We start from the raw sequence: 17,218 nt of genomic DNA on the forward strand, positions 1-17,218 counted from the left end.
AACTGGTCGCCTATCGCGGCATCGTCGGCAACCTGCACTGGCTGAACCCCACTTCCCGCCACAGCTTTCTGCATCCGAGGGTCGATCGCATCATTTGTGTTTGCGAGGCGATTCGTCAGGATCTGCTGCAGAATCGTTTCCTTGGCTGGCACCTGCCCGGGGAAAAGGTCGTGACCGTGCACAAGGGCCACGAGACCAACTGGTGGCCCCGCAAGAACATTCCAGACGATTTCAGCGAATTCGGCATTCCGGTCGGAGCACCGGTTATCGGTTCGGTAGCACAGATGCGCAAGCGCAAAGGCATCCCGGTCCTGATCGAAGCCTTTGAAAAACTCGACACCCCGGACGTGCGTCTGCTGCTGGTGGGCAAGGTCAATGATAAACGTATCGCCAAACGTATTGCCCGCAGTCCGGCAGCCGATCGGATTCATCTGGCGGGCTGGCGCGCCGATGCAGCTGCATTGATCGGTGCCCTCGATGTTTTCGTGCTCCCCTCGCTGCGCCGCGAGGGCTTGCCCCGTGTGGTGATCGAGGCGATGAGCCAGCAAGTGCCGGCAGTGGTGACCGACTCGGGCGGTAGCCCGGAACTGATCGAAGATGGCGTCAGCGGTCGCATTGTCGCCTCGGGCGATGCCGATGCGCTGGCCAGTGCCACTGACGAACTGCTCGGTGATCCCGAGCGACGCAGGCAGATGGGGATTGCCGCCGAACAGCGCATCCGGACCTGCTTCAACCCGGACATTACCGTAGAAAAAACCCTGGCAGTCTATTCCCAGTTGTTAGGACGGGATGCCACCGGTGGCAGCGCGTAAGCACACCACCGAAGGAGACCGGGGTCAGCACTGAATAGCCTGCCTGTTACTACCATTGTGAGGCGCCGCGTAATTCCTGCATCACCTCATTGAGGTGACCTTCATTCCCGTCGAACAGGCAGACCACGTTGCCAACGCTGCAGACGGTAAAACGCTCGCCGCGCACGACCCAGCCACCCGGCGGCGTCCAGCCGCGAATGCCGGTAAACATGGAAAGCTGATCGGCGTTGCCCTGGACCAGACGTTTATAATCGTGGGCAAAATGGGCCAGGCTGGCCAGTTCCTCCTGCCCGCCCATGCCGTAGCCTTCGACCAGTTCGCCGTCATCCCGAAAGTGGGCCACGGCCATGACGCCATCAAGGATCATGATCTGTTTAATCATGTCAGCTCCTCAGGCTTCCAGCGCCGCATAGGCCGCTTCGTAATCGACCTTGTCATTGGGCATGACCACTCCCGCCTCTTCGTTGGCGATGACGGTCCAGTCAAAGCCGATTAACGAGAAACCCCTGACCGGATAGAAGCCGCCCGAACCGGTGACATTCTCCCAGCCCCGGGCCTGCATGGTGGCAATCGAGGTATTGGCAACGCAAACATGCGCCACCAGATCCAGAATCGTGTCATTCATTTCACTGTCCGCACTGAGGCGTGACTCCTGCAACTCCCCTTTGCTGCTGAAGTTGAATGCGGCGACCGCACCGTCGAGGTTGATCAATTTGTCCAGATCGGCCATCGGTAACTCCTTACAAGACTGATTGGTTTATTATTTTAATGCAGCCGGTCAGACCAGCATCTCTTCCGGACCCGCCACATGCTCGCGCAGATACGCCATCACTTCATTCAGTGAGCTCGAAGCATTGTCGATGAAGCAGAAGATGTTGGCCATGACGCACACCGTGACCTTGTCACCGCGAACCACCCAGCCGCGGGCCGGCGCACAGCCACAGTCGGTTTTAAGGTGTTTGAGCATGTCCGTTTCCATGTGTACGGCCATGGTGGTGGCGCGGCACATGATCGACGCCATGCGTGCGGTTTCATAATCGAGTTGCCCGTCGTAGGTAAATCGATCGCCCCGGTAGGTATATTCGCCTGCTGCGATGACGCCCGGTGTCGCCACCAGATCAGATATGACGCTCATGCAGTCCCCTCTTTGTGTTTTATCGTTATGTTGCCGCTGGCAAGTTGCGGCTGATTGTCATTGCTTGATATGGATCAATGACAACTGTTTTTTAAGTAATAACAGACAGCGGCAGAGAATGCCATATAGAGTTTTTTTATAGGCCCCTATAAAATCAAACAGTTCTCCGGCGGCTGCCGGACGCGCACCGTTTATCGCTGCTCAGGATTTGACCATGACCGACTCAACACCGTCCCCTGCACCGCTTTACCGGCGCCTGTTTGCCATGTTCTACGACGGCCTGTTGCTTCTGGCGATCCTGTTTATCGCCTCGGCCATTCCGTTGATTTTCACCGGCGGCGAGGCGATCGAGGGGCACGATCTGCTATTGACCGGTTATTTTCTGCTCATCTGTTTTGGTTTTTTTGGCGGGTTCTGGACCCACGGAGGGCAGACGTTGGGGATGCGGGTCTGGCGCCTGCAGCTGGTTCATGACCATGCCGGCGCGCTAAACTGGCTCGCCGCCCTGTTGCGGTTTTTGAGCGGGCTGCCCGCCTGGCTGGTGCTGATTCTGGGCGTGGCCGTGTACTTCAACCCGCAAATCGTATTACCCGGTCTGCTGCGCTGGCTGCAACACCTGCCCCACGGCAGCATTGCCCTGATCGGCCTGCTCTGGCTGGCAATCGACAACTGGCCCAACGGCTGGCGGGAACGCATGACCCACACCCGGGTTGTGCTGTTACCCAAATCCTGACCACTTTGCGTCCGGTCTGATAATTAACGCAGAGTTCGCGGAGACGCAGAGGCGCGGAGAAAATGATTTATCACACCTGCTTCACAAAGCGTTTTCTTTCTCCCCGGTGACATTGCCTCAATGAAGTCACTATCGAAACTCCGCGACTCCGCGGCTCCGCGAACTCCGCGTTAAATTCCCAGAGCTTTAAAGAAAGCGCTTAGTTCAGGGGCTAGCGTAATCGCCGGAACCAGAGCAGCGACGCACCGATCACCAGCGCGGTCGGCAGGGCCGCCGCCAGCGCCGGCGGGAATTCGTAGACCAGCCCCATCTGTCCGGCCAGGCGGTTACCGATATAGAAGACGATCCCGATCAAAAAGCCGATCATAATCTGCTGACCGATACCGGTATGACGTTGCGCGCCGAATACGAAAGGCACTGCCAGCAATACCATCGCGGCCAGGGTAAAGGGCATCACGGCCTTGCCCCACATCGCCAGTTCATACTGCCCCGAATCCAGGCCGTTCTCGCGCAAGTAATCAATATAGTTATACAGCTTCCAGACAGGCAGGGTATCGGGATCCACCGACACCACATTAATCAATGCCGGATCGAGCAAGGTATGCCATAACAATTCATCAACTTTCTGTTTTTGTAATGCCTCATCATCGATATCATAGCGCGTCACATTTTTTAATAACCATTGTTCCCCTTCGTAACGGGCGCTTTTGGCCCGCATCAGGGTCTGCAGACGCTGACCATCGAAGGTATACAGATGTATGCCTCGCAGTTTTGCCTGGCTGTCAACGCGGCGCACATTGATATAGGTCTCCCCGTCCCGGGCCCAGAGACCGTACTGGGTATTCAGACTGATTTTCGCGCCCATCAGTTCCAGACGCTTCTGGTTGCTGTATTCATATACAGGCGGCGCAATGACTTCGCCAATCACCATCGCCAGCAGAATCAACATCGCGGCGGTTTTCATAATAGCCCAGACAATCCGGGTCAGTGACAATCCGGCGGTACGCATCACGACCAGCTCACGATTGTTAGCCAGCATTCCCAGCCCCAGCATGGTTCCCAGCAGGGTCGCCATGGGAAATATCTCGTACATCTGGCGAGGAACGTTTAGCAGGGTATAGAGCAGGGCATGCCAGAGGGTATAGCTGCCGCGACCGATCTGATCGAGCTCATCGACAAAACCAATCAGGGCAAACAGGGCAACCAGTACGGCAAGCACGGAAAACACGCCGATAATAACCGCCTGTCCAATATAACGCTCCAGTAACTTCATTGGGCTGTCCTTCCCCTGTGCCACCAGTGTCGAATACCGTCCTGGCGCAACAACAACACCACGGCAATCAGCAATACCGCGACATGCACCCACCACAAACCGATATAGGGTGATATTTTGTCGTGCAGCAACCAGTTGCGAGACACGGTCAGCAGGTTAGTCAGCACCATATACAGCATGATCGCAATCGCCAGTTTGCCATAGCGATTCTGTCGATGTGAGGTCACGCTTAATGGCACGGCCAGGATCGCCAGCACCAGGCACATCAGGGCGGAGGAAATACGCCATTGCAGTTCGGCGGTATAGCTCCGTTTATCTTTCTGCCACAGTTCAAGCGTGGGGATAGCCTTGTGTTTGCGACTGGTTACCTCCGGTGGCTTTTCCTGGATACGAATGCCATGCTTTTCAAACTCAATGATCGTGTAATTCTCCTGGCCCGGCTCCCCCTCGTAGCGATAGCCGTCTTCCAGGACCATGAAGCGATCACCGTTTTCCTCTTTCACCATCTGGTGACCGGAGCGGGAACGGATAATTGAACTTGTGCCCTCGCGTTGCTGTTGCACGAAGACATTGCGCATCCGGTTCTGCTCGCGCTCCAGCTCCTCGACATAGAGCACCCCGCCCCCCTCACGCATTTCCTGAAAACGGCCGGGGATAATGCCCTGAATATCCCCCCGGGACTGTGCCGCGGCGGTCAGACGCTGAACCTGGTGTTCGGCCCAGGGCGCCAGCTGCAGGCTCAGCAGGCCCTGCAGTACCGCTATAACCAGGGCCAGTCCCAGTATGGCGCGCAGGATATAACCGGTACCTATCCCGCAGGCGGCAATGGCCGTCATCTCACTGTCACGATACAGACGGCTGAGCGCCAGCAAAATGGCCAGATAGAGCGCCAGCGGCAGGATAAACACCAGCAGGCTGAGGACCCGTACCCCAAAGATCTGCAGCACCATATCCACCTGCAGCGAACCCCGGGCCACGTCGTTGAACAGTCCCACCAACTGCGCGCTGAGGGCGATCAGCAACAACACCAGGGCCACCGCCGTGAAGGTGAGAAAAACTTCCTTGACCAGGTAACGGGCAATAATCACGTCAGAATCAGGGGTTGAAAACCGGTTCGTTCTTTATGTACAGAAACAATACTGTATTATATTGCCCACATCGCTGAATTGATACGCAGCAACCCGTGTCCCACAGGCAATCACAGGACCCAGTATGAATATTACGCTCAAATGTGCCCCCGTCGAACAACAATCCAGCCACTGCCTGATCGTCGGCGTGTTTGAAAAACGCCAGCCCGGACCTCACGCCCAGGCACTGGACAAGGCCAGCGGCGGCGTCCTGCAGCGAATTCTCAAACAGGGCGACATGGACGGCAAACCCGGCCAGACCCTGATGTTGCACCAGCTGTCCGGTATCAAGGCCGAACGTGTCCTGCTGGTCGGCTGCGGCAAGGCGTCGGAATTCGATGAGAAACAGTACAGCAAGGCCCTCAGTAACGCGATTACGGCCGTGAATGATTCCGGCGCCCGGGATGCCGCCTGTTACCTGACCGATCTGGAGGTCAAGGATCGCTCTAAAGCCTGGAATGTCCGCCGCGCCGCCGAACTCACTCATCAGGCTCTGTATCGCTATCAGCAAACCTTCAGCAAGAAAGAGAAGCCCGATTACCCGCTGGGCAAATTACAGCTGTGTGTGGATGACAAGGCGCTCAAGAGCGCCCGCATCGGGCTGAAGATTGGCGAAGCCATCGGCAAGGGGGCCAGCTTCACCCGCGAGCTGGGCAATCTGCCCGGCAATGTCTGCACCCCGACCTACCTGGCCAACCAGGCCGGCAAGCAGCTCAAGGGCTATGACAACATGAAAGTGCGGGTCCTGAATCAGAAGTCCATCGAAGAGCTGAAGATGGGCGCCTTTCTCTCGGTCGCCAAGGGCAGCCGCCAGCCGCCCAAACTGATCGTCATCGAGTATCAGGGCACTCAAAAAGAGACCCGGCCCTATGCCCTGATCGGCAAGGGAGTCACTTTCGATGCCGGTGGTATCTCCATCAAGCCAGCTTCCGCGATGGACGAGATGAAATACGACATGGGCGGCGCGGCCGGGGTGCTCGGCACCATGCAGGCCATCGGCGAATTGCAGCCCCCCATCAATGTGGTGGCCATCATTCCCGCCTGCGAAAACCTGCCCGATGGCAATGCCAACAAGCCGGGAGACGTGGTCACCAGCATGTCGGGCCAGACCATCGAGATCCTGAACACCGATGCCGAGGGACGCCTGATCCTGTGCGACGCCCTGACCTACAGCGAGCGCTTCAAGCCCAGGTCGGTTATCGACACCGCGACCCTGACCGGCGCCTGCATTGTTGCCCTGGGGAACCACCCCTGCGGCCTGCTCAGCAATGACCAGCCGCTGGCCGAGGCGCTGCTCGCCGCCGGTCAAACCAGCCAGGACCGCGCCTGGCAATTACCCCTGTGGGACGAATATCAGGATCAGCTCAAGAGCAACTTCGCCGACATGGCCAATATCGGCGGGCGCGAAGCCGGTACCATTACCGCTGCCTGCTTCCTCTCGCGCTTTACCAAAAAGCTCAAATGGGCCCATCTGGACATTGCCGGCACCGCCTGGAAAAGCGGCGCCGATAAGGGTTCCACCGGCCGGCCGGTCCCGATACTCACCCAGTACCTGCTGGATCAATGCGGCAAGAAATACCAGCTCTGATGACCCGGGTCGATTTCTACATTACGGAGGACAACCATGCCCAGGCCCGTCAGCGGCTGGCCTGCCGCCTGGCGGAAAAAGCCTACACCCGGAATCACACTATATACATACACACGGATGATCGGCAGCAGGCCGAACAACTCGACCAGCTGCTGTGGACGTTTCGTGATGGCAGTTTTATTCCTCACTGCCTGCAGGATGATACAGTAGCGACCCGGGCCGCCATCGTCATCGGCCATGACGGCGAGCCGGAACAGCACAACGAAGTTCTGATCAATCTGGGCGAGGCGGTACCGGCCTTCTTCAGCCGCTTCGAACGGGTTGCGGAAGTGATCGCCGGCGATGAGCAGGCCCGCCAGACCGGGCGCGAGCGCTTCAAGTTTTATCGCGATCGCGGCTATGAGCTCAACACGCATAACCTGGATAGCAAGTGAGCATGAGCAAGCAGAACGACAAGCCTGACTCCGACCCGGTGGAAGACAACCTGCTCAATGCGCTGGAGTCTATCAAGGGGCTGCTGGAACAAAGCGAGACCAAACTGACGGCCGCGCGCGACAGCATCAATCGCGCCAATGAACCCGGCAACTTCAAAACATCCCGTTCCAGCTCCAACAACGAACCCGTGGTACCGGTACTGGACGATATCGTTGAACCGGACGCCTACCCGCCTGCCGCCGAACAACTGGAAATCCCGGAAGTCACCGACGAAGCCGAACCGATCAACGCAGCGCCCTCACCCGACAACGAACAAGAGCCGGATACCATGAGCAGCCCGAACCAGAGCGACAGCGACACCATGCTGGAATTTCTCGATCACCTGCAGGCCAGCCTGGAAAAAGAAGTCCGCAACACACTCATGCGCACCGTGGTCAACATCGAAAAAGAAGTCAAAAAAACCATCGCCGAACAGCTGGATACGATTCGAAAACAAATCCGGGATGGAAAATAAAAGAGATTAACGCAGAGGCGTTTATGCCCGTTGTTTGGGTATAAAGGACAGAACTAATTTGTTTAATCCGCTAATGAACGCAAATGTACGCTAATTTAAATCAGTATATTTTGCGTTTATTCGCGTTCATTTGCGGACTCGGTTTTGAATAACCGACACTAATCAATCCTGTGTGGTTCGAAGCCGTAGCGTTCGTACATGTAGCACTGGCCGGTGGGGAGGTAGTCGGGAATTTGGTAATAGCGATCGACCACCTCGCGCAGGATGTCATCCCGGTAGGTCTGGTAATCAAACCCCCTGCCGACGAACAGATAAAAATGGGTATCGTCCACGTCGATGCGGCGAATCTCCGCGTCGCGGAAGTAGGGCCGGTATTTTTCCTGCCGGTGCTCGCTGAAGATTACGATGTCCTTGCCATCGAACTGGCGAAAATCGGTACGCTTGTCGGCTTCGCGCCCGTGATAGGAGCTGACGCTGAACACCGGAACAGGCTGTTTGGTGTAATAGGCGAGCATGGCCGATTTGGCGTAACTTTCGGTCATCATAACCGCCGCATCCGATTCGGACATGGCGTCGATAATCTGTTCGGTACGCATGCCAAATACCGCATCGCGGTAGGCGTCTTTATCGAACTCCTTGGCGATCCCCGGCGCGAGCACCAGCAAGGCCCCGATAAAAACCAGGTGCAGAACAGTAAACGGCAGCATGAAATAGTGACACTTGCGCAACTGCTGGGTACTGAGAATGGGCGCCAGCGCCAGGAACAGGAAGGGATAAAAACTCAGTAACCAGTGCAGGCCGATCTCTTTCCAGAAGGAGAGCAAGAAGAACAGCCCGATGGGAATCAGGAACAGCCCGCCGAAGACGCTCTGACGACTGGTGAGGCTTTCTTTCACGTCCCGCCATTGCTTGAACAGGTAATAAAGAATCGGCGGCGTCACCAGGTAAACCAGCATTACCAAATAAGTCAGCATGGTCCCTGCTGAAAAACCCGAACCAGCGGTGCGGTTAACCAGATTGAACAGGTAGTTGTTCCAGCAGTTATTGTAGTTCCACCACAGGTTGAGCCCGATAAACGGCAGGGTGCCCAGGATGATCAGCAGCAGGCCGAGATAGGGCCGCAGGCCGCGGCGGGTATACAGCACGATATACAGGAAATAGGCAATACCCAGCAGCCCGGCAAAAAACTTGGAGAAAAACGCCAGCCCCAGAAACAGACCGCACAGCAGATACCACCACAGATTGTCGCGGCGCTGGGCAAAATAGAAGCTGACGGCCGACAGGAACGACCAGAAAATCAGCGGCGTGTCGGTGGTCGTCAGGACACCCAGTACATTCACCGGCGCCACGAGATACAACACCGCCACCGCCACCGCCACGGCTTCGTGAGTACGGCGTAACAACAGATATATAGCCAGGCCGATGAACGTGGTCAAAAGCACCTGCGGCAGACGCAACCACAGCGGCGCATCGCTGACCGAGAGCATGGCCGTCAGCAGCCAGCCCACCATTGGCGGGTGATCGTAATAACCGTAATCGGGATAATTGCCCCAGACGATGAAATAGGCTTCATCGCCGGTCATCGGCAGGTAATGGGCGAGCAGCAGCTTGGCTGCCAGGGTCAGCAGCAGATAAATCCAGAGCCGGGTATCGATAGCCAGTGCACTCATGGGAGCGCAGTCTAGCATGGCCGTGGCGCGGATGGCGGAAAAATCAGGCAATTACGCCGTGGAGGATATGGCCCTGCGCCGGGATTCGGTATAATGCCCGGTTTGTGACCTTCAACTCACTGGCAAGCAACCGAATCGGATGTTCCGTGGACAAGACTTATAACCCCCAAGCGATCGAACAGCGCTGGTACGACACCTGGGAACAGAACGACTACTTCGCCCCCTCGGGCAAAGGTGAGCCTTTCTGCATCATGATCCCGCCGCCCAACGTCACCGGCAGTCTGCACATGGGCCACGCCTTCCAGGACACCATCATGGATGCCCTGACCCGCTATCATCGCATGAAAGGCGACAATACCCTGTGGCAGCCCGGCACCGACCATGCCGGGATCGCCACCCAGATGGTGGTCGAACGTATCGTCAATGCCGAAGGCCAGACCCGCCACGACATCGGGCGCGAGAAATTCATCGACAAGATCTGGGAATGGAAGGAAGAATCCGGCGGGACCATCACCCGCCAGCTGCGCCGCATAGGCGCCTCGCCCGACTGGCAGCACGAACGCTTCACCATGGACGCCGGCCTCTCCGACGCGGTCAAGGAAGTCTTCGTGCGGCTGTATGAAGAAGGCCTGATCTATCGCGGCAAGCGCCTGGTCAACTGGGATCCGGTATTGCATACCGCCGTGTCCGATCTCGAGGTGCTTTCCGAAGAAGAAAACGGACACCTGTGGCACATGCGCTATCCGTTGACCAATGGCACCGGCCATCTGATCGTTGCCACCACCCGCCCCGAAACCCTGCTGGGCGACTGTGCCGTGGCGATTCATCCCGGCGACGAACGTTATAAGCATCTGCTCGGCGAGTTTGTCGAGCTGCCGCTGACCGGCCGGCGCATCCCGATCATCGCCGACGAGTATGTGGATCCCGAATTCGGCACCGGTTGCGTCAAGATCACCGCTGCCCACGATTTCAATGACTACCAGGTCTGGCAACGCCATCGCGATGAAACACCGATTGCCGAGCAGCCCCATGGCGGTCTGATCAATATCTTTACCGACAGCGCTGCCGTACGGGAAAACCTGGCCGAAGAAGGCCAGCTGCTGCCCGCCGCCTACATCGGCCTGGATCGCTTCGAGGCGCGCAAACAGATCGTCGCTGATCTCGAGTCACAGGAACTGCTGGAGAAAACCGAGCCGCACAAACTGATGGTGCCGCGCGGCGATCGGTCCGGTGCGGTCATCGAACCGTTTTTGACCGACCAGTGGTACGTCAAGATCAAACCGCTGGCTGAGCCTGCCATCGACGCGGTGGAAGACGGGCGTATCCGCTTCGTGCCGAACAACTGGAAAAATACCTATTTTGAATGGATGCGTAACATCGAGGACTGGTGCATCAGCCGCCAGATCTGGTGGGGACACCGCATTCCGGCCTGGTATGACAAGGATGGCAATATTTATGTCGGTCGCGATGAACAGGAGGTCCGCCGGCAACACAGCCTGCCCGATGATCTCGACCTGCAACAGGACGAGGATGTGCTCGACACCTGGTTCAGTTCCGCGCTGTGGCCCTTCTCCACCCTGGGCTGGCCGCAGCAGACCGAACGCCTGAACACCTTCTACCCCACCAGCGTACTGGTCACCGGCTTTGACATCATTTTCTTCTGGGTCGCGCGCATGATCATGATGGGGCTCAAGTTCATGGACGATGTCCCGTTTCGCGAGATCTATATCCATGGCCTGGTGCGTGACGCCCATGGCCAGAAGATGTCCAAATCGAAGGGCAACGTCCTCGATCCCATCGATCTCATCGACGGGATCGAGCTTGAGGCGCTGGTGGAAAAACGCACCAAAGGTATGATGCAACCCCATCTGGCCGAAAAGATCGCCAAACAGACGCGCAAGGATTTCCCCGACGGGATTCCCGCTTTCGGTACCGATGCGCTGCGCTTTACCTTCGCCGCGCTCGCCTCGACCGGTCGCGACATCAACTTCGACATGGGCCGTATTGAGGGCTATCGCAACTTCTGCAACAAGCTGTGGAACGCGGCCCGTTATGTGCTGATGAACACCGAGGGCCAGGATTGCGGTCAGGATGGCGGCGAGGTGGAATTATCCGTCGCCGATCACTGGATCATCAGTCGCCTGCAGGAGACCGAACAGCAGATGAACAAGGCCATTGCTGAATACCGCTTCGACCGTGCCGCCAATGCGCTGTACGAATTTACCTGGAACGAATACTGCGACTGGTACCTGGAACTGTCCAAACCGGTATTGATGAGCGACGCCGCTACCGAGACGGCCAAACGCGGTACACGCCGCACCCTGGTGCGTGTGCTGGAAACCGTATTACGCCTGGCGCATCCGATCATGCCCTACATTACCGAAGAGATCTGGCAAAAAGTCGCACCCCTGGCCGCCAGAGAAGGCGACACCATCATGACCCAGCCCTACCCCGAAGCGGACAAAGACAAAATCGACAACACCGCGGTCGAGGAGATGGAATGGGTCAAACAGTTCATCATTGGTATTCGCCAGATCCGCAGCGGCATGGACATCAAACCGGGCAAACCGCTGCCGGTGATCCTGCAGCATTACAACCAGGCGGATAAAGAACGGGTCGAACGACACCGACATTATCTACAGAACCTGGCGAAGATCGAATCCATCGCGTGGCTATCTGAAAATGAAGAAGCCCCGGAATCCGCCACCGCCCTGGTGGATGACATGCAAATTCTCATCCCCATGGCCGGCCTGATCGACAAGGAAGCCGAACTGGCACGCCTGAATAAGGAGATCGACAAGCTGGAAAGCGATGCCAAACGCGTCGAAGGCAAGCTCGGCAACGCGAGCTTCGTCGATAAGGCGCCGGAGGCGGTAGTACAAAAAGAGCGCGACAAACTCGGGGATATCCAGAGTACTTTGCAGCAGCTCAAATCCCAAAAGGAGAAGATCGCCCGGCTGTAACTCACGTTCCCGAAGTTACAGGCCGGTTACCTGCATAAAAAAAGCCCCGCGATTTCTCGCGGGGCTTTTTTGAGACCGCAGATGTTTAAGGCTTAGGCCTGAACATCTGTCGCCTGCGGGCCCTTCTGGCCATTCTCGACATTGAAAGTCACTGACTGACCTTCAGTCAGGGTGCGAAACCCTGAACCGGTGATAGCAGAGAAGTGAACAAACACGTCCTTGCTGCCGTCAGAAGGAGAAATAAAGCCGAAGCCCTTGGATTCGTTAAACCACTTAACGGTTCCTGTTACCATGATAATTTACCTATTCATAAAGTTATTAATAAAATGCGTTACACGTCTTGCGAGGTCTTCAACAGGTATTATCTTGGTAAGAAATACTGACAAGAACCAGAGAGATGTAGCGTGAGTGTATTATATACCGAAGTTGAACCGGAAATACTACACATTTTTAATATATTGGGCCAAATATCGTCATTACAAGGGTTCCCGGCCACAAAATAGCAAAAACACCGGTTTAATCCCTGCTCGAAGGCTTGCCCGGAGATATCAGTACCAGGGCACCCTGCACCGCTCCCTGTAATCACTCAATACCGCTAATGGTTAATCCGGCGCCTCACAAACCGGCAACCTGCCACGGGTTTCTCACAGTGCGAACAGAGAAGCCCGGTGTGACATCCCGAAAAGGCATGCTAGTCTAATAAGACTTCTGATAATGAAGAAAGGAGTCTCGCATGATCACACTTTCCGTCAATGGCGACACCCACTCTCTCGACATTGATGCCGACATGCCGCTGCTCTGGGCGCTGCGCGACATACTGGGTCTGACCGGCACCAAATACGGTTGCGGCATCGCCGTCTGTGGTGCCTGTACCGTGCACGTTGACGGCGCCCCGGTGCCCGCCTGCATCACCCCCGTTGAATCCGTGCAGGGCAAGGCGATTACCACCATCGAAAAAGTCAGTTCCCCCGTCACCGAGGCGGTTCAAAACGCCTGGGAACAGCATGATGTCGTGCAATGCGGTTATTGCCAGTCTGGCCAGATCATGAGCGCCATCGCCTTGCTGGAAAACAACCCGCAACCCGATGATGCGGCGATTAACGACGCCATGCGCGGCAATCTGTGCCGTTGTCACACCTATGTGCGAATTCGCGAGGCCATTCACAGTGCGGCGCGAACCCTCGCTGACAAAGGAGGTGTGGCATGAGCCGCCAGCGCTTTGACATTCACCGGCGTAAATTTCTGATCACCAGCCTGGGGGCCGGCGCCGGTCTCACTCTCGGAGTCTATCTGGGCGGCTGCGATCAAAACGGGAAAAAACCGACCGGGATGGAACCGAAGATGGCCGAGGGAGACGGCGAGATACTGTTTGAACCCAACGCCTTTGTCCGCATCACCGATGACAACAGGGTGATCGTCATTATCAAACATCTGGAGATGGGTCAGGGCACCTATACCGGACTTGCGGCCCTGGTCGCCGAAGAGCTGGACGCCGACTGGTCGCAAATCGTCAGTGAAGGCGCGCCAGCCGATGCCAGTCGCTATAACAACCTGTTCTGGGGCCAGATCCAGGGCACCGGCGGCAGCACCGCCATGCCCAACTCCTTTAACCAGATGCGCCAGGCTGGCGCCACCGCCCGGCACATGCTGGTCGCCGCGGCCGCGGAACAATGGCATGTGGATACCGATGATATCCAGGTGGAAAAAGGCATCATTAAAAATCGCGCGTCCGAGCAACAGGCCAGCTTTGGCGAACTGGCCGATCTGGCCGCGCAACAACCCGTCCCCGATGACGTCTTTCTCAAGGAGCCGGACCAGTTCACCCTGATCGGCACTACCGTCCCGCGCAAGGACAGCAAAGAAAAAGTCCACGGTACAGCCATCTATACCCAGGATATCCAGCTGCCCGAGATGCTGGTGGCGGTGGTGGCGCACCCGCCCCGCTTCGGTGCCCGGGTGAAACAGTTTGACGCCGGCGAAACCCGCAAGGTCCGGGGCGTGCATGATGTGATCGAGATTCCCAACGGCGTGGCCGTGGTGGCCGAACATACCTGGGCCGCGATCAAGGGACGGGATGCCCTGTCGATCGAATGGGATGAAAGCAACGCCTTTAACATGGGCAGCGATCAAATACTCGCCGATTACAAACAACGCGCCCAACGCCCGGGTAACATCGCCCGGCAAAGCGGCAACAGCAGTAAAGCACTGAACGAGGCCGCCGAACGAATCGATCTGGAATTTGAATTCCCCTATCTGGCCCATGCCCCGATGGAACCGCTCAACTGTGTCGTACAGCGGACCGACGCGGGCGTTACGATCTGGAACGGGGTGCAATCACAGACCGCCGATCAACAAGCCGTGGCCAAACTGTTCGGCATCAAACCGGAACAGGTGACCATCAATATGCTCTATGCCGGCGGCTCGTTCGGCCGGCGCGGCAATCCCCATTCCGACTATGTGGTGGAAGCCGCCAGCATCGTCAGGGCACTGGACACACGCAGGCCGATAAAAATGGTCTGGACCCGCGAGGACGACACCCGGGCCGGGTACTTTCGTCCGATGTACTATCACACCCTCTCTGCCGCGCTCAATAGCAACGGCAAACCGGTCGCCTGGCAGCATCGTATCGTCGGCCAGTCGATCATGACCGGCACCGCGTTTGAATCGAGCATGGTCAAGGACGGAGTCGATGCCACCTCGGTAGAAGGCGCAGCCAACCTGCCCTATGCCATTCCCAATCTCCGCGTGGATCTGCACTCCCCCGAATGGCCGGTGCCGGTGCAGTGGTGGCGCTCGGTCGGCTCCACCCATACCGCCTTTGCCGTGGAGACCATGATCGATCAACTGGCCCGACGCGCCAGCCGGGATCCGGTCGAATTCCGACGCGAGCTACTGGACGATAAACCCCGCCATCGGGCGGTACTCGATCTCGTCGCGGAAAAAGCCGGCTGGGGAGGCCCCCTGCCCGAAGGCCGGGCGCGCGGCATCGCGCTGCACAAGTCCTTTAACAGCTATGTTGCCGAAGTGGCTGAAGTCACGCTGCACGCTGACAACCGTTTCAGCGTCGACAAAGTGATCATTGCCATCGATTGCGGTATCGCTGTCACGCCGGATGTGATCCGGGCCCAGATGGAAGGCGGCATGGGCTTTGGCCTCTCGCCCGCCCTGATGAGTGAGATCACGCTGGATAACGGGGCTGTGGTGCAGGGTAACTACCACGACTTTCAGATGCTCACCATCGATCAGATGCCCGAGGTCGAGGTCCACATTGTCAAATCCACCCAGCCACCCACCGGCGTCGGCGAGCCGGCCACGCCGGTCATTGCTCCGGCCGTGGCCAACGCCCTGAGCGCTCTCACCGGCCAGTCATTTCAACGTCTGCCACTGACGTTATCCGCCTGAGGGAGAAGCGACGATGGAAGCCTGGGGAACCGACCGTGAAGTAATCCGCACCGCGCACCAGTGGCTGCAACAGGGCCACTCACTGATGCTGGTGACCGTATTGAAGACCTGGGGCTCCTCCCCCCGTCCACCGGGTTCACTGCTGGTAATGCGCCGGGATGGTGTGCATGCCGGTTCGGTCTCCGGCGGTTGCGTGGAAGAGGATCTGCTGGCCCGCTTTGCCGAGAATGAGCTGAGCGAACAGTTGCCGGCCCGTCTGAATTACGGTGTCGACCGCCAGGAAGCCACCCGTTTCGGGTTGCCCTGCGGCGGGCGACTGGAACTGTTACTGGAAGCATTAACCGATGCCGATCAGTTGCAACCCCTGCTGAGGGCCATGGAAGAGGGAGAACTGGTCAACCGCCAGGTGGATCTCGCCAGCGGTGAGGTCACCCTGGCACCGGCCACGGCCGATCAGGAGTTTGCGTATGGCGAGGAATCGGTCAGCAAGGTCTTCGGACCCCAATGGCAAATGCTGTTGATCGGGGCCGGCCACCTGTCCCGGTATGTCTCGCAACTGGCCCTGATGCTCGACTACCAGGTCATCGTTTGCGATCCACGCGAGGAATACGCCGCCGGTTGGCAACTGCCCGGCACGCAACTGATCGGGATCATGCCGGACGAGGCGGTCGGCGAATACGCCGGTCATGCCCGCAGCATCGTACTGGCGCTCACCCACGATCCCAAGCTGGATGACATGGCTCTGCTCGATGCCCTCACCGCCAACGCCTTCTATGTCGGCGCCATTGGCTCGCAACGCAACTGCGATGCCCGGCGGCGACGCCTGGCAGAACTGGGACTGTCAAAAGATCAAATCCGTCGTCTGCATGCGCCGGTCGGGCTGGATATCGGCAGTCATACCCCGCCGGAGATCGCCGTGGCCATCCTGGCGGAAATCACCGCCCGGCGTAATTCGGCAACCGCCGTTGTGCGCAACACCCAGGCTGTCAACGTGGCATGAGCACCACCGGCATTCTGCTGGCCGCCGGCCTGAGTCAACGATTCGGCGCCAATAAATTATTACACCCCCTGACGGATGAAACCCCGATGGTGGTGCAGTGCGCCCGCAATTTGGCATCCGTGCTGGCCGAAAGCGTCGCCGTGGTCGGCGCCGGGGATCCCGCCACCGCCGAATTGTTAAAGCAGGAAGGTCTGCAGGTGGTGATCAATCCGCGCCCTGAAGACGGCATGGGCAGCAGCCTCGCCTGCGCGATACGCGCCGTCCATGAGGCGTCGAGCTGGCTGATTATGCTGGGCGATATGCCCTGGATCGACAAACAAACGATCCGGGCGGTCGCCACCGCACTGAGACAACCCCGCGATATCGTCGCCCCGCTATACGGCGATCGCCGCGGCCACCCGGTCGGCTTTGGCAGCGCCTATGTCAGACAACTGATCGCCCTGGACGGCGACCAGGGCGCGCGCGCAATCGTGAACGCCAACCCGCAACATCTGACACTCATTTCCGTCAACGATCCCGGCATATTGCGGGATGTGGATTATCCGGAAGATCTATCGAGTACTGAG

The 17,218-nt window shown here is 57.9% G+C and carries 17 protein-coding genes; 10 read left to right on the top strand and 7 right to left on the bottom strand.

The features are described from left to right. On the top strand, positions 1–812 hold an 812-nt coding region (locus RI563_RS05500; protein ID WP_310693355.1), incomplete at its 5' end, for a glycosyltransferase. 49 nt (positions 813–861) lie between these two features. On the opposite strand, the gene RI563_RS05505 is transcribed toward RI563_RS05500, so the two are convergent. Genes RI563_RS05505 through RI563_RS05515 form a run of 3 tightly spaced genes read right to left on the bottom strand, consistent with a single transcriptional unit; the run spans position 862 to position 1,947 of the window. Further along, positions 862–1,194, bottom strand: a complete 333-nt coding sequence (locus RI563_RS05505) for a DUF2173 family protein (protein ID WP_310693356.1) — start codon at positions 1,192–1,194, stop codon at positions 862–864. Positions 1,195–1,203: 9 nt separating this feature from the next. Further along, the gene (locus RI563_RS05510) at positions 1,204–1,542 is read right to left on the bottom strand and encodes a DUF2173 family protein (protein WP_310693357.1); all 339 of its coding nucleotides are present in this window, start codon (positions 1,540–1,542) and stop codon (positions 1,204–1,206) included. Between the two features lie 48 nt (positions 1,543–1,590). Further along, a complete protein-coding gene (locus RI563_RS05515; RefSeq protein WP_310693358.1) occupies positions 1,591–1,947 on the bottom strand; it encodes a DUF2173 family protein in 357 nt (118 codons plus the stop codon). A 214-nt stretch (positions 1,948–2,161) separates the two neighbouring features. Here RI563_RS05515 and RI563_RS05520 point away from each other — a divergent pair, with 214 nt between their 5' ends. Beyond that, positions 2,162–2,680, top strand: coding sequence for an RDD family protein (locus tag RI563_RS05520; RefSeq protein ID WP_310693359.1), 519 nt, complete (start codon positions 2,162–2,164; stop codon positions 2,678–2,680). 211 nt (positions 2,681–2,891) lie between these two features. Here RI563_RS05520 and lptG read toward each other — a convergent pair whose 3' ends face one another. Together lptG and lptF are read right to left on the bottom strand one after the other, a co-directional pair. Further along, a complete protein-coding gene (gene lptG, locus RI563_RS05525; protein ID WP_310693360.1) occupies positions 2,892–3,953 on the bottom strand; it encodes an LPS export ABC transporter permease LptG in 1,062 nt (353 codons plus the stop codon). Beyond that, positions 3,950–5,041 carry an LPS export ABC transporter permease LptF gene (lptF, locus tag RI563_RS05530; RefSeq protein WP_310693361.1) on the bottom strand — a complete coding sequence of 364 codons (1,092 nt, stop codon included), beginning with the start codon at positions 5,039–5,041 and terminating at the stop codon, positions 3,950–3,952. The genes lptG and lptF overlap by 4 nt, the downstream gene beginning before the upstream one ends. Before the next feature lie 124 nt (positions 5,042–5,165). Here lptF and RI563_RS05535 point away from each other — a divergent pair, with 124 nt between their 5' ends. Genes RI563_RS05535 through RI563_RS05545 form a run of 3 tightly spaced genes read left to right on the top strand, consistent with a single transcriptional unit; the run spans position 5,166 to position 7,617 of the window. Continuing rightward, entirely contained in the window at positions 5,166–6,668 is a 1,503-nt protein-coding gene (locus RI563_RS05535) for a leucyl aminopeptidase (RefSeq protein ID WP_310693362.1), read from the top strand. Beyond that, the gene (locus tag RI563_RS05540) at positions 6,668–7,102 is read left to right on the top strand and encodes a DNA polymerase III subunit chi (RefSeq protein WP_310693363.1); all 435 of its coding nucleotides are present in this window, start codon (positions 6,668–6,670) and stop codon (positions 7,100–7,102) included. Before RI563_RS05535 ends, RI563_RS05540 begins: the two co-directional genes overlap by 1 nt. 2 nt (positions 7,103–7,104) lie before the next feature. Continuing rightward, positions 7,105–7,617: a hypothetical protein gene (locus RI563_RS05545; protein WP_310693364.1), complete on the top strand. Its 513-nt coding sequence runs from the start codon at positions 7,105–7,107 to the stop codon at positions 7,615–7,617. A 158-nt stretch (positions 7,618–7,775) separates the two neighbouring features. Here the strand turns inward: RI563_RS05545 and RI563_RS05550 are convergent, their stop codons facing one another. After that, a complete protein-coding gene (locus RI563_RS05550; protein ID WP_310693365.1) occupies positions 7,776–9,287 on the bottom strand; it encodes a glycosyltransferase family 39 protein in 1,512 nt (503 codons plus the stop codon). Positions 9,288–9,433: 146 nt separating this feature from the next. On the opposite strand from RI563_RS05550, the gene RI563_RS05555 reads away from it, so the two are divergent. Continuing rightward, positions 9,434–12,250 carry a valine--tRNA ligase gene (locus tag RI563_RS05555; RefSeq protein ID WP_310693366.1) on the top strand — a complete coding sequence of 939 codons (2,817 nt, stop codon included), beginning with the start codon at positions 9,434–9,436 and terminating at the stop codon, positions 12,248–12,250. Between the two features lie 92 nt (positions 12,251–12,342). On the opposite strand, the gene RI563_RS05560 is transcribed toward RI563_RS05555, so the two are convergent. Further along, positions 12,343–12,543, bottom strand: a complete 201-nt coding sequence (locus tag RI563_RS05560) for a cold-shock protein (RefSeq protein WP_310693367.1) — start codon at positions 12,541–12,543, stop codon at positions 12,343–12,345. 440 nt (positions 12,544–12,983) lie between these two features. Here RI563_RS05560 and RI563_RS05565 point away from each other — a divergent pair, with 440 nt between their 5' ends. The 4 genes from RI563_RS05565 to RI563_RS05580 all read left to right on the top strand — a co-directional run. Then, the gene (locus tag RI563_RS05565; RefSeq protein WP_310693368.1) at positions 12,984–13,457 is read left to right on the top strand and encodes a (2Fe-2S)-binding protein; all 474 of its coding nucleotides are present in this window, start codon (positions 12,984–12,986) and stop codon (positions 13,455–13,457) included. Beyond that, positions 13,454–15,652, top strand: a complete 2,199-nt coding sequence (locus RI563_RS05570) for a xanthine dehydrogenase family protein molybdopterin-binding subunit (protein ID WP_310693369.1) — start codon at positions 13,454–13,456, stop codon at positions 15,650–15,652. Before RI563_RS05565 ends, RI563_RS05570 begins: the two co-directional genes overlap by 4 nt. A 13-nt stretch (positions 15,653–15,665) precedes the next feature. Further along, positions 15,666–16,652 (top strand): XdhC family protein, encoded by a 987-nt coding sequence (locus RI563_RS05575; protein ID WP_310693370.1) that lies wholly within the window; start codon positions 15,666–15,668, stop codon positions 16,650–16,652. Then, positions 16,649–17,218: nucleotidyltransferase family protein (locus RI563_RS05580; protein WP_310693371.1), on the top strand; the 570-nt coding region annotated here is incomplete at its 3' end. The genes RI563_RS05575 and RI563_RS05580, both read left to right, overlap by 4 nt.

Origin of the sequence: Thiohalophilus sp. (assembly GCF_031581315.1) — a bacterium.
Lineage (GTDB): Bacteria > Pseudomonadota > Gammaproteobacteria > UBA6429 > Thiohalophilaceae > Thiohalophilus.

Coding starts and splice junctions, on each gene's coding strand:
- lptG (WP_310693360.1), bottom strand. CDS start 3,953: ATGAAGTTACTGGAGCGTTATATTGGACAGGCGGTTATTATCGGCGTG.
- RI563_RS05560 (WP_310693367.1), bottom strand. CDS start 12,543: ATGGTAACAGGAACCGTTAAGTGGTTTAACGAATCCAAGGGCTTCGGC.
- RI563_RS05575 (WP_310693370.1), top strand. CDS start 15,666: ATGGAAGCCTGGGGAACCGACCGTGAAGTAATCCGCACCGCGCACCAG.
- RI563_RS05510 (WP_310693357.1), bottom strand. CDS start 1,542: ATGGCCGATCTGGACAAATTGATCAACCTCGACGGTGCGGTCGCCGCA.
- RI563_RS05570 (WP_310693369.1), top strand. CDS start 13,454: ATGAGCCGCCAGCGCTTTGACATTCACCGGCGTAAATTTCTGATCACC.
- RI563_RS05520 (WP_310693359.1), top strand. CDS start 2,162: ATGACCGACTCAACACCGTCCCCTGCACCGCTTTACCGGCGCCTGTTT.
- RI563_RS05565 (WP_310693368.1), top strand. CDS start 12,984: ATGATCACACTTTCCGTCAATGGCGACACCCACTCTCTCGACATTGAT.
- RI563_RS05515 (WP_310693358.1), bottom strand. CDS start 1,947: ATGAGCGTCATATCTGATCTGGTGGCGACACCGGGCGTCATCGCAGCA.
- RI563_RS05550 (WP_310693365.1), bottom strand. CDS start 9,287: ATGAGTGCACTGGCTATCGATACCCGGCTCTGGATTTATCTGCTGCTG.
- RI563_RS05505 (WP_310693356.1), bottom strand. CDS start 1,194: ATGATTAAACAGATCATGATCCTTGATGGCGTCATGGCCGTGGCCCAC.
- RI563_RS05535 (WP_310693362.1), top strand. CDS start 5,166: ATGAATATTACGCTCAAATGTGCCCCCGTCGAACAACAATCCAGCCAC.
- RI563_RS05540 (WP_310693363.1), top strand. CDS start 6,668: ATGACCCGGGTCGATTTCTACATTACGGAGGACAACCATGCCCAGGCC.
- RI563_RS05545 (WP_310693364.1), top strand. CDS start 7,105: ATGAGCAAGCAGAACGACAAGCCTGACTCCGACCCGGTGGAAGACAAC.